Below are 13,885 nucleotides of genomic sequence, written 5' to 3' on the forward strand. Positions count from 1 at the left end.
GAGCCTTGCAGGCGGGGCCCTGCCGTGCAGGACCCGGCGCCGCGCGGTTCAGCGGGTGCCGGCCGGCGGTGGCACCACCTGCTGGCCGACCCCCTTGGGCACCGTGTCGTAATAGCGGTTGGTACGCGTATCCAGCACGCGGCCCGGGCTGGTCTGCCGCAGGTACGGTGCCGGCTGGCCCTTGCTGTCGTAGATCGGCCGCGCCGGGGGCGGCGGCACGGCCGGCTTCGGCTTGCCGGCCGGCGGCGGTGCCGCCGGACGCGCATCCTCCCGCCGTGATTCACGCGGGGCGGCCGACGACGGCGGCGGCTCCGGCAATGCCACCGGACGCGTCGCGGTCGGCGCGGACGGCGGCCTCAACTGCGCCTGTGCGGACGCCGGCACGGCCATCAGCACCGCCAACAGCGCATATCCCGTCCAGTTCATCCGCGTCTCCTTTTCGCCCGTTGCCCACTTGTGTGCCGCCATGAAGGCGGCCTTGGACCGGCCGCCGCCCGACCCTACCATTGGTATCCGTCCCAAGGATGCCGTGCCATGACCGCCTTCGACCTGACTCCCCCCGACAGCGCCCAGCGCGCGGCCCTGGTGGCCGGCCTCAGCAGCGAGGAGCAGCGCGTCCTGCTGCACCATGGCACCGAGGCGCCGTTCTGCGGCGTGTTCCTGGACAACAAGCGCGAGGGCGTCTATGGCTGCCGGCTGTGCGGCCTGCCGCTGTTCCGCTCCAGCGCCAAATTCGACTCCGGCACCGGCTGGCCCAGCTTCTTCGCGCCGTTCGATCCCGCGCATGTCGGCCGCGTGCACGATGCCAGCCACGGCATGGTGCGCACCGAGATCGTCTGCGCGCGCTGCGGCAGCCATCTCGGCCACGTGTTCCCGGACGGGCCGCCACCGACCGGCGAACGGCACTGCCTGAACTCGGTCTCGCTGCGGTTCGTCGAGCAGGGGGCCGCATGGCCGGACCCGTTGCGGCGCGGCGGCGCCGAGAGCGCGCGCGCCGGCTGAGCGGGCCGCCGCGGGGCCCGTGTATCCGCGTCCCCGCAGCACGTCCCCGGCCATGCCGGCGGCGCCCGTGCCGCGCCCGCCGGGACAGGCGCCTACAATGGCGGCCGTTTCCCTTTTGCCGGATGACCATGTCCAAGCAGTCCAAAGCCAAGCGCGACAAGCGCAAGAAGCAGGCCCCGCGCCGTCCGTTCGCCCGCCTGAACGCCCAGCAGCCGGTCCAGAACCATGCCGCGCTGGTCAACGAGGAAGGCCAGGTGGTGGCCGCCATCGGCCTGCAGGGCAGCGAATGGCTGCTGGCCATCGGCGGCCAGACCATGGGCAACGCCGACAACCCGGTGCCGATGCTGGCCATGCTCAAGCACCTGGCCAACGTGCAGGAGAAGGAAGGCCGCAAGGTCACCCTGGAGTACTCGGCGGCCCTGCAGCAGATGATCGACGACCTGGCGGCCGACGAAGGCCAGACCGCCGACGACTACCTGGCCGGCCTGGTGTCCGAGTTCGAAGGCGCCGAAGACGCTGACGGTACCGGCGAGGTGCGGGACGCCGACGGCGCTCCGGCCGATGCCGATGCCGATGCCGACCCTGCTGCGCCGGCACCGGACACCGCGGCCGACGACGGCGCCCCCAGGGCCTGAGCCCCGGACGGCCGTGGCGGTGTATGTCGACGATGCGGTGCATCCCTGGCGCGGCGAGCGCTGGGCGCACCTGATGGCCGACACCCTGCCCGAGCTGCATGCCATGGCGCAGCAGCTCGGGATACCGCGGCGTGCGTTCCAGAACCGTCCCAGCGGCGCGCATTACGACGTGCCGGCGGCGCTGCGCGCGCAGGCCATCGCCCTGGGCGCGCGGCCGATCTCCCGGCACGTCGACCGTGCCCAGGTGCGCCGGGTGATCGCCAACGCCCGCGCCCAGTACCAAGCCTAGCCGCGGCCCGGGGGTGCCGCGGCTGTGGCCGATCCGCCGCAGCCGCCGGCGACACCCGGGGGCGGCACGCCTCCCGCACCCGCGGGTAAGGGGATCAGAAAGCGTCGCTGCCCGGGCGCACTTCCACGCCCAGCAGCGAGCACAACGCCAGCATCGCCTCGTCGTCGCGGCTGAGCGCGATCCAGCCCGCATGGCTGCCGCCGCCGGTATTCCAGGCCCAGAGCGAATAGCCGTGCTCGCGCAGGCGGTCGTAGGCGGTGCCCATCAGCGTGGCCACGTCCAGGTCCGCGGTGAAGTCCTCGTCGTCCAGGTCCCCGCCCCAGTCGATGGCCAGGTTCCAGCGCGCGGCCAGCTCATCGAGCGCGGCCACGAACGACTCCACGTCCGCCGCGTCCACGTGGAACCCCGCCCGCCAGTCGATGGCGTCCTTGAGGTCCCACAGCCAGGCCTCGCCGGCGCCGTCCTCTTCGGCACCGGCGCGCGCCTCGCGCCAGGCATCGAACTGCTGCAGCGCCGCGTCCTCGTCGCCCGGGTTGATCAGCCAGAGCAGGTTCCACACCCGTGCGGGGTGGTCGTCGCCGTCGAACTCCGGCACACGTTCGTCGGAATCCTCGTAATCGGCGCTGTTGTCGGGCACGGACGTCTTCTCCACGGGGCGATGAGCCGCATTCTGCCGGCGGGCGCGGCGCAGCGGAAGGCGGCGGCCGCACCGGTTATCCTTTCCGGCTGCGAAGAAGGCTCTTCCGGCCTTCACCCTCGGACGACATGAGCGACACCCCTCCCGACCGCCTGGCGGTCAATCCCGGCAGCCCCTTCCACGATCCGGCCGCGCTCGAGCGTGGCGTCGGGGTGCGCTTCAACGGCATCGAGCGCGACGACGTGGAGGAATACTCGGTCAGCGAAGGCTGGATCCGGGTGCAGGCCGGCAAGGCCCGCGACCGCCGCGGCAATCCGATGACCCTGAAGATCGCCGGCGCGGTCGAACCGTATTTCCTCGGCTGAGGCAGTCCCCCGGCGGCGCCGGGCCCGGGCCCGCGCCGCCTAGCCGCGCTGCCGGCTTTCCAGCAGGTCCAGGTTGCGGATCATCCGGCGCGCGATCTCGTCGGACACCTGTCCGCGGCGGGTCAGGCGGAACAGCTCCTCGCGCTCGGCCGTGAGCCCGGCGGCGCGCAGGCTGCGGTAGGCCTGTTCCATGCGCCGCACCTTCTCCGGATCCTCGTCCGGCCCGAGGCCGCGCTCCAGGTTGCGCTGGTACAACAGGCTGACCCGCGCCGCGGCATCGTTGTACAGCTGCACGTTGGAGGTGGGCTGGCCGCTCACCAGCTGCTGCCGCGTCCGCTCCACCGCCGCCAGCGCGGCCCTGGAGGACAGCGTGCGCGCCAGGTCCTCCTCGCGCCGGCCATCGTCGTCCTTGGGCAGCTCCAGGCCCTTGAGCAGCCGCGGCAGCAGCAGGCTGGCGCTGCAGAGCGAGACCAGGATCACCGCCGCGGCGAGGAAGATCACCAGGTCGCGCGCGGGGAACGGCTCGCCGCCGGGCACCATCAGCGGCAGGGTCAGCACGCCGGCCAGGGTGATGGCACCGCGCACCCCGGCCACCGACATCGCCAGCACCACCCGCCAGGACGTGGTCGCGGCACGCGCCTCGCCCCGCCAGCGCGCGCGCAGCAGGTTCCAGCGCAGCGACAGCCAGACCCAGGCCAGCCGCAGCGCCAACAGCACCGCGTTGATCGCCACCACGTACACCAGCAGCCACCACCAGGCGTCGTGGCCGGTGACCGCGATGGTGTCCGCCGCGCGCTGCACGATGCCGGGCAGCTGCTCGCCCAGCAGCACGAACATGATGCCGTTGAAGCTGAACTGCACGGTGTTCCACACCGCCGCGCGCTGCACCCGCATGCTGCCGCTGACGCGTCCGGTCAATTCGACATAGCTCATGGTGATGCCGGCGGCGACCGCGGCCAGGATGCCGGAGGCCTTGAACTCCTCGGCCAGCAGGTAGGCCGCGAACGGGATCAGCAGGTTGACCAGCAATGCCGCGCCCGGCTCCTCGCCGAACGAACGCCACAGCCAGCGCTGGAACGTGGACACCCCCAGGGTCACCGCCACGCCGATGGCCAGCCCGGCGAACGCCAGCCACAGGAAGGTCAGCGACGCCTGTGCCAGGGAGAAGCTGCCGGTCATCACCGCCGCCACCGCGAAACGGAAGCAGACCAGGCCGGAGGCATCGTTGAGCAGCGACTCGCCTTCCAGGATGTGCATCAGGCGCTTGGGGATGGGCGCACGCGAGGCGATGGCGCCGACCGCCACCGGATCGGTCGGCGACACGATCGCCGCCAGCGCGAAGGCCACCGCCAGCGGCATCGCCGGGATCAGCCAGTGGATCAGCAGGCCGGCACCGACCACGGTGAACACCACCAGGCCGAACGCCAGCTCCAGGATCGCCCCCTTGTCGCGGAACAGCCCCTGCTTGGGGATGCGCCAACCGTCCAGGAACAGCAGCGGCGGCAGGAACAGCAGGAAGAACATGTCCGGTTCCAGCGCGTGCCCGCGCTTGAAGACACCGGAGATCAGCGCCCCCAGGCCGATCTGCACCAGCGGCAAGGGCAGCGAGAACGGCAGGATTCTTACCAGGTAGCCGCTGGCGACCACCGCCACCAGCATCGCCAGAACGACTTCGATCGTGTGCATGCTCTTTCCACGAAGTCACCACCACGGCAGCGACGGTTGGAATACCGCCGGAAAAACTACCACAGCGCGCGGCCGTCTCCGGTGAGGAGCCGCGCGCCTCAGGCGGCGCCGTCGAAGCGGTAGAGGTCCATGGCCAGGAAGCCCAGCTCGATGCCGGCTTCGATGCGGCGCGCGCCCAGCCGCTCCGAGCCGACGGCGCCCATCGCGACATACAGCGGCAGCAGGTGCTCGTCGGTCGGATGCGCCTGGGCGGCGAACGGCGCCTGCCGGCGATAGTCGAACAGCGCCGGGAGGTCATCGGCGGCAAGCCGCGCCTCCACCCAGCCGGTGAAGGGGCGCACGTACGGAGCTTCCGCGCCCGGTGGGTAGCCGCGCTGCTCGTGCAGATTGTGGGTGAGGCTGCCGGAGCCGATGACCAGCACGCCCCGGGCCCGCAACGGTGCCAGCGCACGCCCCAGCGCGAACTGGTGGACGGGGCCGAGCCGCGGCTGGATCGACAGCTGCAGCACCGGGACGTCGGCCCGGGGATACAGATAGCGCAGCGGCACCCACGCACCGTGGTCCAGGCCGCGCTGCGGATCGAGGGTGGCCGGCAGGCCGGCAGCGGCCAGGTGCGCAGCGACTTCTTCGGCGAGCGCCGGCGCACCCGGCGCCGGGTAGTGCAGCCGGTACAGCGCGTCCGGGAACCCGGTGAAGTCGTGCAGGGTCTCCGGCACCGGCGCGGCCGATACCCGCGGCGCCGGCGCCAGCCAGTGCGCGGAGGCCACCACGATGGCCCGCGGGCGCGGCAACGCCGCGGCCAGCTCCGCCAGCCGCGCGCCCACCGCGCCGGGCTGCAGCGCGGTCATCGGCGATCCATGGGACAGGTACAGCGACGGCATGAGCGGCATGGCGGTCTCCACGCGGATGCGACGGGGAGACTCAGGTTATTGCCGCCGGCGCCTCCGACAAATACCCTCGGATTCAACGTTTTATTGCCGAAGCAGGAACAATGGACACTCTCGATGCCATGCGTGTGTTCGTCGCCGTCGTCGAGCGCAACGGCTTCAGCGCCGCGGCCGAGGCGCTCGAGCTGTCCCCCGCCGCGGTCACCCGGCAGATCGCGGCGCTGGAAAAGCGCCTGTCCGCCCGCCTGCTCAACCGCACCACACGGCGGGTGGGCACCACCAGCATCGGGGCCGCCTACTACCAGCGCTGCGTACAGCTGCTCGCCGAGTTCGATGCGCTGGAAGCCTCGGTCAGCGCGCAGTCGCTGCAACCGTCGGGACGACTGCGGATCAGCGCCCCGGTCAGCTACGGCATCGCCCGCCTGGCCCCGCTGCTGCCCGGCTACGCCCATGACCATCCGGAGGTCGCGCTGGACCTCTCGCTGTCCGACCGGCAGGTGGACATCGTCGAAGAAGGCTTCGACCTGGCCATCCGTATCAGCCGCGCGCCGGCGCCGGCGCTGATCGCACGGCGCCTGGCACAGGCGCGGATCCTGCTGTGCGCGGCCCCCGCCTACCTGGAGCGGGAAGGCGTCCCGCAGGCACCGGAGCAATTGGCCGCCCACCGCTGCCTGGCCTACAGCTACTGGGCCGGCGGCGACAGCTGGCAACTGCAGGGCCCGCAGGGGCGGACCGTGGACGTGCCCGTGCAGGCGCACCTGCGCGCCAACAACGGCGACGTGCTGCGCGAGGCCGCGATCGCCGGCATGGGCATCATCGCCCAGCCCGACTTCATCGTCGCTCCGGCGCTGGCCGCAGGCCGCTTGCGGCCGGACTGGCACCTGCCGCCGGTCGGGATCCATGCGGTGTACCCCAGCCGCAGCCATCTGGCGCCGAAGGTGCGCAGCTTCATCGACTATCTGGTCCAGCGCCTGGCGGGCGAGGACCCGGCCGCGCCGTCGCGCTGAGCGTCACGCCGGTCCCAGCGACGCCAGCAGCTCGGCCAGCGGACGCGGCCGCCCGAGCAGGTAGCCCTGCACCTGGTCGCAGCCGTGCGCCACCAGCCAGTCCAGCTGTCCCTGCGTCTCCACGCCCTCGGCCACCACCACCAGGCCCATGCCGTGGCCCAGCGACAGCAGCGCGCGGCAGATGGCGGCATTGCGCGGGTTGCGCTCGACATCGGCGACGAAGGCACGGTCGATCTTCAGCGCATCCAGCGGCAGGTGCTGCAGGTAGGACATGCTGGAGAAGCCGGTGCCGAAGTCGTCCAGCGCGACCGCGAACCCGTTGGCGTTCATCCGCTCCAGCACCTGCATCGCCTGCGCCGGATTGCGCATCAGGCTGCTCTCGGTCAATTCCATCTGCAGCGCGCCCGGCGGCAGCCCGCAGGCCGCCGCGGCACGCACGAAATCCCCGGCCAGGTCGGTGTTGAACAGCTGCATCGCCGACACGTTGACCGCGACCGGCAGGCCCGCCCAGCCATTGGCGGCCAGCACCTGGCCGGCACGCGCGGCGGCCTGGATCACCCAGCGGCCGAGCGCGATGATCTGCCCGGTGTCCTCGCACAGCTGGATGAAGTCCGCCGGCGGAATGTAGCCGCCGCCGGGCTGCGGCCAGCGCAACAGAGCCTCCAGCAGCGCCGGCGCACCGCTGGCGGCATGCCGGATCGGCTGGAAATGCAGCTCGAATTCGTTGCGTTCGATGGCCAGGTGGATGCGTCCGGCCAGCTGCAGGCGTTCGGCATGGCGGCGCGCCAGGGCCTGGTCGAAGCGCAGCACCACCACGCCGTTCTCGCGCGCGGCATGCGCGGCCTTCGCGGCATGGCCCAGCACCTGGTCGGCGCGGCTGCCATCGTCCGGACACACGGCCACGCCGATGCGCGGCTCCAGCTGGTGGAAGGAGTCGCGCCCGCGCACCGGCTCGGACACGGTGTCGCGCACCGCCCGCAACGCGCGCTCCGCTTCGTGCGTGGCAGTCACCGCCAGGACGAAGTCCTCCGCCGGCTGGTAGGCCAGCAGCCCGTAGCGCAGGCCGAGCGCGCCCAGCCGCGCCACCACCGCCTGCAGCACCTCCTCGCCGGCCTCGCGGCCCAGGGTATCGGTCACCAGCTGCAATCCGCGCAGCTGCACGTGGATGACCGTGTAGGGGTCCGCACGGCTGTCCAGCCGTTCGGCCAGGGCCTGGACCATCAACAGCCCGGTGCCCGGGTGGTGGCTGGCGCGCCAGGCCAGGTCCCGCTCGTACGCCAGCCGCTGGCTGACGTCCTCGGCCAGCAGCAGCCCCGATGCGCGGCCGTCGAACTCGAGCCACGCCAGGTGCGCGACGACCTCGAACCGGCGGCCATCGCGCCGGCGGTGCATGTGCACGCGCGCGGATGCATCGCGGCCGTGGCGCACGTCCTCCAGGGTGCGCAGGATCTCCTCGTGGCTGTCCTGGGGGCGGATGTCGGGCAGGCCCATGGCCAGGAATTCGCCACGGCTGTACCCATAGCGTTCGATCGCCGCCTGGTTCACCTCGAGGAACCGCAGCGTGGCCGCATCGAAGATCCAGACCGGCGCCGGGTTGCGGTCGAACACCAGCCGGAACTGCCGCTCCGCCTGCTGCACCCGCGCCTGGCTGCGCACCCGCTCGGTGATGTCGGTGACCACCCCGGTGACCCGTGGCTGCGGGGTGCGCCGGCGCACGCGATCGCCCTGCACCGACAGCCAGCGGTGCGAGCCGTCGTGCAGCCGCAACCGGAACAGGGCGCTGACCGCGCGTCCGGTGTCCAGGGCCCCGGCCACCTGCGCCTGCAGCGCCGCACGGTCCTGCGCATGCACATGGTCATAGAACACCTGCAGGCTGGCCTGCCGCAGCGGCAGGGCGAGCATGCGCCGGGTGAGCGCCGACCAGTTCAGGAGGCGCCCCTCGCCGTCGATCGACCAGGTGCCGACCTTGCCGACTCGGTGCGCCAACGCCAGCTCGGCGGCGCCGGTGCGCAGCGCCTCGGCCAGCCGTGCCTGCCGGCGGGCGCCGCGGTGCACGTTGTGGAACAGGTAGGCGAACCCGCCCAGGTACAGGAGGTAGATGCCGATGGCCACGGCCAGGTGGGTCCGCCACGACGCCATGATCTCGTCGTACGGCAGGCCCGCGAACACCACCAGCGGATAGTCGCGCGGCGCGTTGAGCGCGGCGACGCGGCGGATGCCGTCGCCGCCGCTGTCGGCCAGCAGCGAGGCCAGCGGCAGGTGCGGTGGCCGTGCCAGCGAACGCTCCATCGCCGCGGGGTCCAGGCTGTGCGCCAGCAGCTGGCCATGGCGGCTGGCGACCGATACCAGCCCGCGGTCGCCGGTATCCAGGCTGCCGACCACACGCTCGAAGAGCGCCAGGTGCAGCCGCGCCAGCAGCCACTCCCCGGGCTGCAGCGGCACCGCGGTGCGCAGCACCAGCCCCCCGTCGGGAACCGCCTCCAGTCCTCCGACATACAGCTCGCCGGTCAGCACGCGGTGCTGCGGCAGGGTCCAGTGCCGCAATGTCGGATCACCGCGGCCGCCGGACAACGGCGCGCCGTCGTCGTCGACCACCGTGACCGCGGCGATGTCGCCGTGCCGTTCCAGCAGCACCCGCAGGCTGGTCGCCAGCAGCGAGGACGCCTGCTCCGGCGACTGCCGCCGGTACTCGCGCCCGTGGCTGGCCACGCCCCGCAACGCCCGCTCCAGGGTTGCCAGCTCGGCGCGCAGCAGGCGCTCGCCACCGGTCGCCAGCGCCAGGCTCTGGCGCTGCGCCGACTGCAGCCGGCCGTCCCGGTCGCTCCAGAGCATCGCCACCAGCGATGCCGCCAGCAGCAGCGCGATCAGGACACCGAACGCGGTGATCGGACGCAGTGCGGGACTCATGGTCAGGTGCAACGCACTTCTCCCTCCCTCGGCGATCGCTCGGCGGTCATGGGCACGCGGCCCGTCCTGTCCGGCCACTCCCGGCACCGGCTCCTTCCCGCGCTGTCCCCCGACCGCGCCCCCGGCACTTCGTCCCCCGCCGCCCCGCGGGTTCCCCGGCAAGGGACGTGCCCGCAGCATGCAGCACAACGCCGCCGACGGGAAGGCTCGCCGCCGCGGATACGCCAGCCGCCCGCTGCCGCCACGGCGGCCTCGCCCCGGTTCCGGGCAAGCCGCTAAACTGCGCCTTCTCCCGCATGCCCCGGAGCCCGCATGGCACTGCACCGTTCGATCACCGCACTGGCCATCGCCGCGGCCCTGTCCCTGCCCGGCTGTGGCGACAACACCCCCGCACCGCCCGACACCGTGCCCGGCCCGCAGGGCGGCAGCGTCGGTTTCGACGCCGCCGGCATGGACCGCGGCGTCGCCGCGGGCGACAACTTCTTCGACTACGCCAACGGCGGCTGGGTGCAGCGCACCGAGATCCCGGCCGACCGTTCGAGCTTCGGCAGCTTCAACGTGATCGCCGAGCAGACCCTGGCCGCTACCCGCACGATCATGGAAGAGGCCGGCAAGGCCGGCGATGGTGACAGCGAGGTCCGCAAGATCGGCGACTACTACGCCGCCTACATGGACGAGGCCGGCATCGAGGCGCGCGGCACCGTGCCGGTGCAGGCACAGCTGCAGGCCATCGCCGGCATCGCCGACACCCAGGCCCTGGCCAGGGCGCTGGGCGGCACCCTGCGCGCCGACGTCGACCTGCTCAACGCCACCGACTTCTATACGCCGCACCTGTTCGGCCTCTGGGTGTCGGTGGACCTGCTGCAGCCGGACCGCAACGCGCCCTATCTGGTGCAGGGCGGCCTGGGCATGCCCGACCGCGATTTCTACCTGGAAGGCGGCCGCATGGCCGAGCTGCGCAAGGCCTATGAAGGCTATGTCGCGCGGCTGCTGGAGCTGTCCGGCGATGCCGACGCTGCCGCCAAGGCCGCGCGCATCGTCGCGCTGGAAACGAAGATCGCGCGCGCCCACGCCACCCAGGAAGAGACCAACGACGTCGAGAAGGGCGCCAACCCCTGGAAGCAGGCCGACCTGGCCGCCAAGGCGCCGGGCATGGACTGGGCGGCGTTCCTCGACGCGGCCGGCCTGTCGGCGCAGCAGGACTTCATCGTGTGGCAGCCCGAGGCCGTGGCCGGGCTGTCGAAGCTGGTCGCCGGCGAGCCGCTGGACGCGTGGAAGGATTACCTCGCCTTCCACGCGCTGGATGAAGCTGCACCCTACCTGCCCAAGGCCTTCGCCGACGCGCACTTCGCCTTCCACGGCACCGCGATGAGCGGCACCCCGCAGCAGAGCGAACGCTGGAAGCGTGCCGTCAGCGAGACCAACACCGCCATCGGCGAGGCGGTCGGCAAGATCTACGTCGAGCGCCACTTCGACGCCGCCACCAAGGCCCGCGCCGACGAGATGGCCAGGAACATCATCGCCGCCTTCGCCAAGCGCATCGAGGCGCTGGAATGGATGTCGCCGGAGACCAAGGCGCACGCCCAAGCAAAGGTCGCCGGTCTCAAGGTAGGCATGGGCTACCCGGACAAGTGGCGCGACTACAGCGCGCTGGAAGTCAAGCGCGACGACGCGCTGGGCAACGCGCAGCGCGCGGCGCTGTTCGAGTACCGGCGCAACCTCGCCAAGCTGGGCCAGCCGGTGGACCACGGCGAATGGGCGATGCTGCCGCAGACCGTCAATGCGATGAACGTGCCGCTGGAGAACCGCCTGGTGTTCCCGGCCGCGATCCTGCAGGCGCCGTTCTTCGACGGCGCGGCCGACGACGCGGTCAACTACGGCGCGATCGGCGCGGTGATCGGCCATGAGATCAGCCACGGCTTCGACAACGCCGGCGCGCTGTTCGACGCGACCGGCAAGCTGCACAACTGGTGGACGGCCGGCGACCTGGAGCAGTTCAACGCCGCCGGCGACGCACTGGCCGTGCAGTTCAGCCGCTACGAGCCGTTCCCCGGCGTGCACGTCAACGGCCGCCTGACCCTGGGCGAGAACATCGCCGACGTGGCCGGCCTGGCCACCGCCTACGATGCCTACCGGCTGTCGCTGCAGGGCACGCAGGAGCAGACGCTGGAAGGCTTCACCCCGGACCAGCGCTTCTTCCTGGGCTTTGCCCAGGCCTGGCGCAGCAAGGCCCGCGAGCAGGCCCTGCGCAACGCGCTGCTGACCAACGTGCATGCGCCGGGCCAGTTCCGCGCCCTGACCGTGCGCAACCTGGATGCCTGGTACCCGGCCTTCGATGTCGAGCCGGGCCAGGCGCTGTACCTGGCGCCGGAGGAACGCGTCAAGGTCTGGTGACGCGACCGCAGGCGACGACCACGGACAACGGGCGCTTCGGTGCCCGTTGTCCGTTGGCCCGCCAGGCCCGAGAACCCCGCGCACCCGCCACCCGTGCAGCAGCGCGGCCACGGGCACCCGCCGATGGCACCCTCACCGGCACGCCGGCGGGAGGGCGCCAGGACCGGCCGCCGCGCTTGCGGCGCCGGCCCTATTCCGGCCAGCGCATCAGGATCGCCGGATCCACGCCCACCCGTGCGCACGCATGCGCGGCCGCCCCATCGTCCAGCGCGCCACGGAACACCGGCGCCAGGCGGCGCAGCACCGGTATGGCCACCGCCGACTGCAGCCGCCGACGGCTACCGATCCTCCGCTCCGCCCAGTCCGACAGCAACGCCCGGCCGGCGGCCAGGAACACTTCGCGCGACACGCCGGACAACGGTACCGGCAACCGCACCGCGCCGAGCACCTCGAGCACTTCGCGCGAACGCCCGTCCATCCGCAGCCGCGGCTGCTGTGCTTCGAAGTAGGCGCCCACCTGCGCCTGGCTGGCCGGCACGTCACGCGCCCCGAGCGCTTCGGCCACGCGCCGGTACTCGTCGTAGTAGCGGTCGGCCATCGCCGGCGGCACCGCGCGGCAGTACCGCCGGCATCCTTCGAGGAAGCCGTAGGCCTCGGTGACGTGGACCCAGGTGAGCAGCTCCGGATCGTCGGCGGCGTAGGCGCTGCCGTCGGGCAGCGTGCCCGTCACCCGCGCATGGATCCGGCGCACCCGCGCGATCTGGCGTTCCACCAAGGCGGTCGGAGCGAAACTGGTATCGGCGACGAAGCGGGTGGTGCGGCGCAGGCGCCCGACCAGGTCCTCGCGGAAGTTGGAATGGTCGTAGACCCCCGCCAGCGCGCGCGGGTGCAGCACCTGCAGCATCAGTGCGCACAGGCCGCCGGCGAGCATGCCGGGAAATTCGCCGTGGACACGCCAGGTCACGCTGTCCGGGCCGAACCAGCCGGGGTCGCCCAACGGCGCATCGTAGGCCTGGTTGTCACGGTCGCGCGGGAAGGCCCCCAGTACCCAACGGCGGATGGAGGCGGTGGCGGAGAACGGTCCGGGAGCACGCGGCATGGTGCGCATCGTAGCCCAGGCGCTGCGCGCGCCCGCCGCGGCCGCGGCCCGGCGGCGGGACGTCCCGCCTCATCGGCGGGCGCGTCGGCACGCCGGCACCCCCGATGTGCGGGCGCAGCACGCCGCGCCCGTTCCAAGCGTTCTTTCCGCGGTTTAAGCGCTGCCGCAGCGCAAAAACCGCCCTCCCGTCCCGGCGCCGGCACGCGCAGCCGTTCGCTGTCTTCGCGCCGCGCCCATTGCCAAGCCGCATGAAAGTGCTAGAACTGGAAGCGCCAAATCGTTCCACGCCGCATCCGCCGCTCGTTCCAGAAGCAACTGCAAGGAGCTCACCATGATCGCGTTGTTCAAAGGTTTGGGGTTGTTGTTGCAGGACAATGAGCTGTACCGCAGCCCGTTCGAGAAACAGGTCGAACACTGGAAGCGCCTCAGCGACGAACAGATACGCGACGAGGTCGCGCTCCTGGCCAAGGCCAAGTGCCAGTGGCTGATGGTGTCCATCGTGCTCTGGCAGGCGTCCTCGCTGCTGATCCTGGGACTGATCACCAACTATCTGTGGCGCGATGATTTCCACATCACCTTCACCCGGGTGGTGGTGGTGGTCGGCTCCTGGGTGGCGATCCTGTTCGTGATCTGGTTCATGGCCAACATGTTCGACCATACCGCGGGCTTCGAGCGCTGGATGAAGGCGTTCAACAGCCGCGCCCGCATCAGCTCCGATGCCGACAGCGTGGACGAGGTCGCCGAGGCGCTGGAGATGGCCCGCCATTACCCCGAGGTACTGGACTACAAGCAGGCGGTCACCGCCAACCGCGAACTGCGCCACGAGGACATCCGCATCATGCGCGAGCTGGGCCGCATGCGGCAGCACTCGCAGCTGGTCGGCGAACTCAACCACATCGGCGACGACGGCCTGCGCCTGCAGCCCGCGTTCTGACGCCTGCGCGCGCCGGCGGCCTGCACGGCCCCGGCGCGCCCTG

At 71.9% G+C, this 13,885-nt stretch carries 13 protein-coding genes; 7 read left to right on the top strand and 6 right to left on the bottom strand.

All coding sequences use genetic code 11. The annotated features are described in order from the left end of the window. Positions 1–48: 48 nt before the first annotated feature. Positions 49–426, bottom strand: coding sequence for a classical arabinogalactan protein 4 (locus K5L01_RS11730; RefSeq protein WP_250064692.1), 378 nt, complete (start codon positions 424–426; stop codon positions 49–51). Between the two features lie 108 nt (positions 427–534). Between K5L01_RS11730 and msrB the strand changes: the two genes are divergently transcribed. From msrB to K5L01_RS11745, 3 genes are all read left to right on the top strand, one after another. Next, complete coding sequence (gene msrB / locus K5L01_RS11735) at positions 535–1,002, top strand: peptide-methionine (R)-S-oxide reductase MsrB (protein ID WP_250064693.1); 468 nt, start codon at positions 535–537, stop codon at positions 1,000–1,002. A 128-nt stretch (positions 1,003–1,130) separates the two neighbouring features. After that, complete coding sequence (locus K5L01_RS11740) at positions 1,131–1,637, top strand: hypothetical protein (RefSeq protein WP_250064694.1); 507 nt, start codon at positions 1,131–1,133, stop codon at positions 1,635–1,637. Between the two features lie 13 nt (positions 1,638–1,650). Next, positions 1,651–1,926 carry a DUF4031 domain-containing protein gene (locus tag K5L01_RS11745; RefSeq protein ID WP_250064695.1) on the top strand — a complete coding sequence of 92 codons (276 nt, stop codon included), beginning with the start codon at positions 1,651–1,653 and terminating at the stop codon, positions 1,924–1,926. Between the two features lie 94 nt (positions 1,927–2,020). Here K5L01_RS11745 and K5L01_RS11750 read toward each other — a convergent pair whose 3' ends face one another. After that, positions 2,021–2,563, bottom strand: a complete 543-nt coding sequence (locus K5L01_RS11750; RefSeq protein WP_250064696.1) for a DUF6630 family protein — start codon at positions 2,561–2,563, stop codon at positions 2,021–2,023. A gap of 128 nt (positions 2,564–2,691) precedes the next feature. Here K5L01_RS11750 and K5L01_RS11755 point away from each other — a divergent pair, with 128 nt between their 5' ends. Further along, positions 2,692–2,928 carry a DUF3297 family protein gene (locus K5L01_RS11755; RefSeq protein ID WP_250064697.1) on the top strand — a complete coding sequence of 79 codons (237 nt, stop codon included), beginning with the start codon at positions 2,692–2,694 and terminating at the stop codon, positions 2,926–2,928. Between the two features lie 39 nt (positions 2,929–2,967). On the opposite strand, the gene K5L01_RS11760 is transcribed toward K5L01_RS11755, so the two are convergent. Together K5L01_RS11760 and K5L01_RS11765 are read right to left on the bottom strand one after the other, a co-directional pair. Further along, the gene (locus K5L01_RS11760; RefSeq protein ID WP_250064698.1) at positions 2,968–4,614 is read right to left on the bottom strand and encodes a Na+/H+ antiporter; all 1,647 of its coding nucleotides are present in this window, start codon (positions 4,612–4,614) and stop codon (positions 2,968–2,970) included. Between the two features lie 98 nt (positions 4,615–4,712). Beyond that, the gene (locus K5L01_RS11765; RefSeq protein ID WP_250064699.1) at positions 4,713–5,504 is read right to left on the bottom strand and encodes a DODA-type extradiol aromatic ring-opening family dioxygenase; all 792 of its coding nucleotides are present in this window, start codon (positions 5,502–5,504) and stop codon (positions 4,713–4,715) included. 101 nt (positions 5,505–5,605) lie between these two features. Between K5L01_RS11765 and K5L01_RS11770 the strand changes: the two genes are divergently transcribed. Continuing rightward, the gene (locus tag K5L01_RS11770; RefSeq protein WP_250064700.1) at positions 5,606–6,508 is read left to right on the top strand and encodes a LysR family transcriptional regulator; all 903 of its coding nucleotides are present in this window, start codon (positions 5,606–5,608) and stop codon (positions 6,506–6,508) included. 3 nt (positions 6,509–6,511) lie between these two features. Here the strand turns inward: K5L01_RS11770 and K5L01_RS11775 are convergent, their stop codons facing one another. Next, positions 6,512–9,415, bottom strand: a complete 2,904-nt coding sequence (locus K5L01_RS11775; RefSeq protein ID WP_250064701.1) for a bifunctional diguanylate cyclase/phosphodiesterase — start codon at positions 9,413–9,415, stop codon at positions 6,512–6,514. A gap of 312 nt (positions 9,416–9,727) precedes the next feature. Between K5L01_RS11775 and K5L01_RS11780 the strand changes: the two genes are divergently transcribed. Next, entirely contained in the window at positions 9,728–11,809 is a 2,082-nt protein-coding gene (locus K5L01_RS11780; RefSeq protein WP_250064702.1) for a M13 family metallopeptidase, read from the top strand. Between the two features lie 190 nt (positions 11,810–11,999). On the opposite strand, the gene K5L01_RS11785 is transcribed toward K5L01_RS11780, so the two are convergent. Then, entirely contained in the window at positions 12,000–12,908 is a 909-nt protein-coding gene (locus tag K5L01_RS11785; protein WP_250064703.1) for an oxygenase MpaB family protein, read from the bottom strand. A 331-nt stretch (positions 12,909–13,239) separates the two neighbouring features. On the opposite strand from K5L01_RS11785, the gene K5L01_RS11790 reads away from it, so the two are divergent. Next, a complete protein-coding gene (locus K5L01_RS11790) occupies positions 13,240–13,842 on the top strand; it encodes a hypothetical protein (RefSeq protein ID WP_250064704.1) in 603 nt (200 codons plus the stop codon). The last annotated feature ends 43 nt before the right edge of the window (positions 13,843–13,885 follow it).

This window comes from Stenotrophomonas mori (genome assembly GCF_023556335.1).
GTDB lineage: Bacteria > Pseudomonadota > Gammaproteobacteria > Xanthomonadales > Xanthomonadaceae > Stenotrophomonas > Stenotrophomonas mori.

Coding starts and splice junctions, on each gene's coding strand:
- K5L01_RS11730 (WP_250064692.1), bottom strand. CDS start 426: ATGAACTGGACGGGATATGCGCTGTTGGCGGTGCTGATGGCCGTGCCG.
- K5L01_RS11740 (WP_250064694.1), top strand. CDS start 1,131: ATGTCCAAGCAGTCCAAAGCCAAGCGCGACAAGCGCAAGAAGCAGGCC.
- K5L01_RS11780 (WP_250064702.1), top strand. CDS start 9,728: ATGGCACTGCACCGTTCGATCACCGCACTGGCCATCGCCGCGGCCCTG.
- K5L01_RS11790 (WP_250064704.1), top strand. CDS start 13,240: ATGATCGCGTTGTTCAAAGGTTTGGGGTTGTTGTTGCAGGACAATGAG.
- K5L01_RS11760 (WP_250064698.1), bottom strand. CDS start 4,614: ATGCACACGATCGAAGTCGTTCTGGCGATGCTGGTGGCGGTGGTCGCC.
- K5L01_RS11785 (WP_250064703.1), bottom strand. CDS start 12,908: ATGCCGCGTGCTCCCGGACCGTTCTCCGCCACCGCCTCCATCCGCCGT.
- K5L01_RS11775 (WP_250064701.1), bottom strand. CDS start 9,415: ATGAGTCCCGCACTGCGTCCGATCACCGCGTTCGGTGTCCTGATCGCG.
- K5L01_RS11755 (WP_250064697.1), top strand. CDS start 2,692: ATGAGCGACACCCCTCCCGACCGCCTGGCGGTCAATCCCGGCAGCCCC.
- K5L01_RS11770 (WP_250064700.1), top strand. CDS start 5,606: ATGGACACTCTCGATGCCATGCGTGTGTTCGTCGCCGTCGTCGAGCGC.
- msrB (WP_250064693.1), top strand. CDS start 535: ATGACCGCCTTCGACCTGACTCCCCCCGACAGCGCCCAGCGCGCGGCC.
- K5L01_RS11765 (WP_250064699.1), bottom strand. CDS start 5,504: ATGCCGCTCATGCCGTCGCTGTACCTGTCCCATGGATCGCCGATGACC.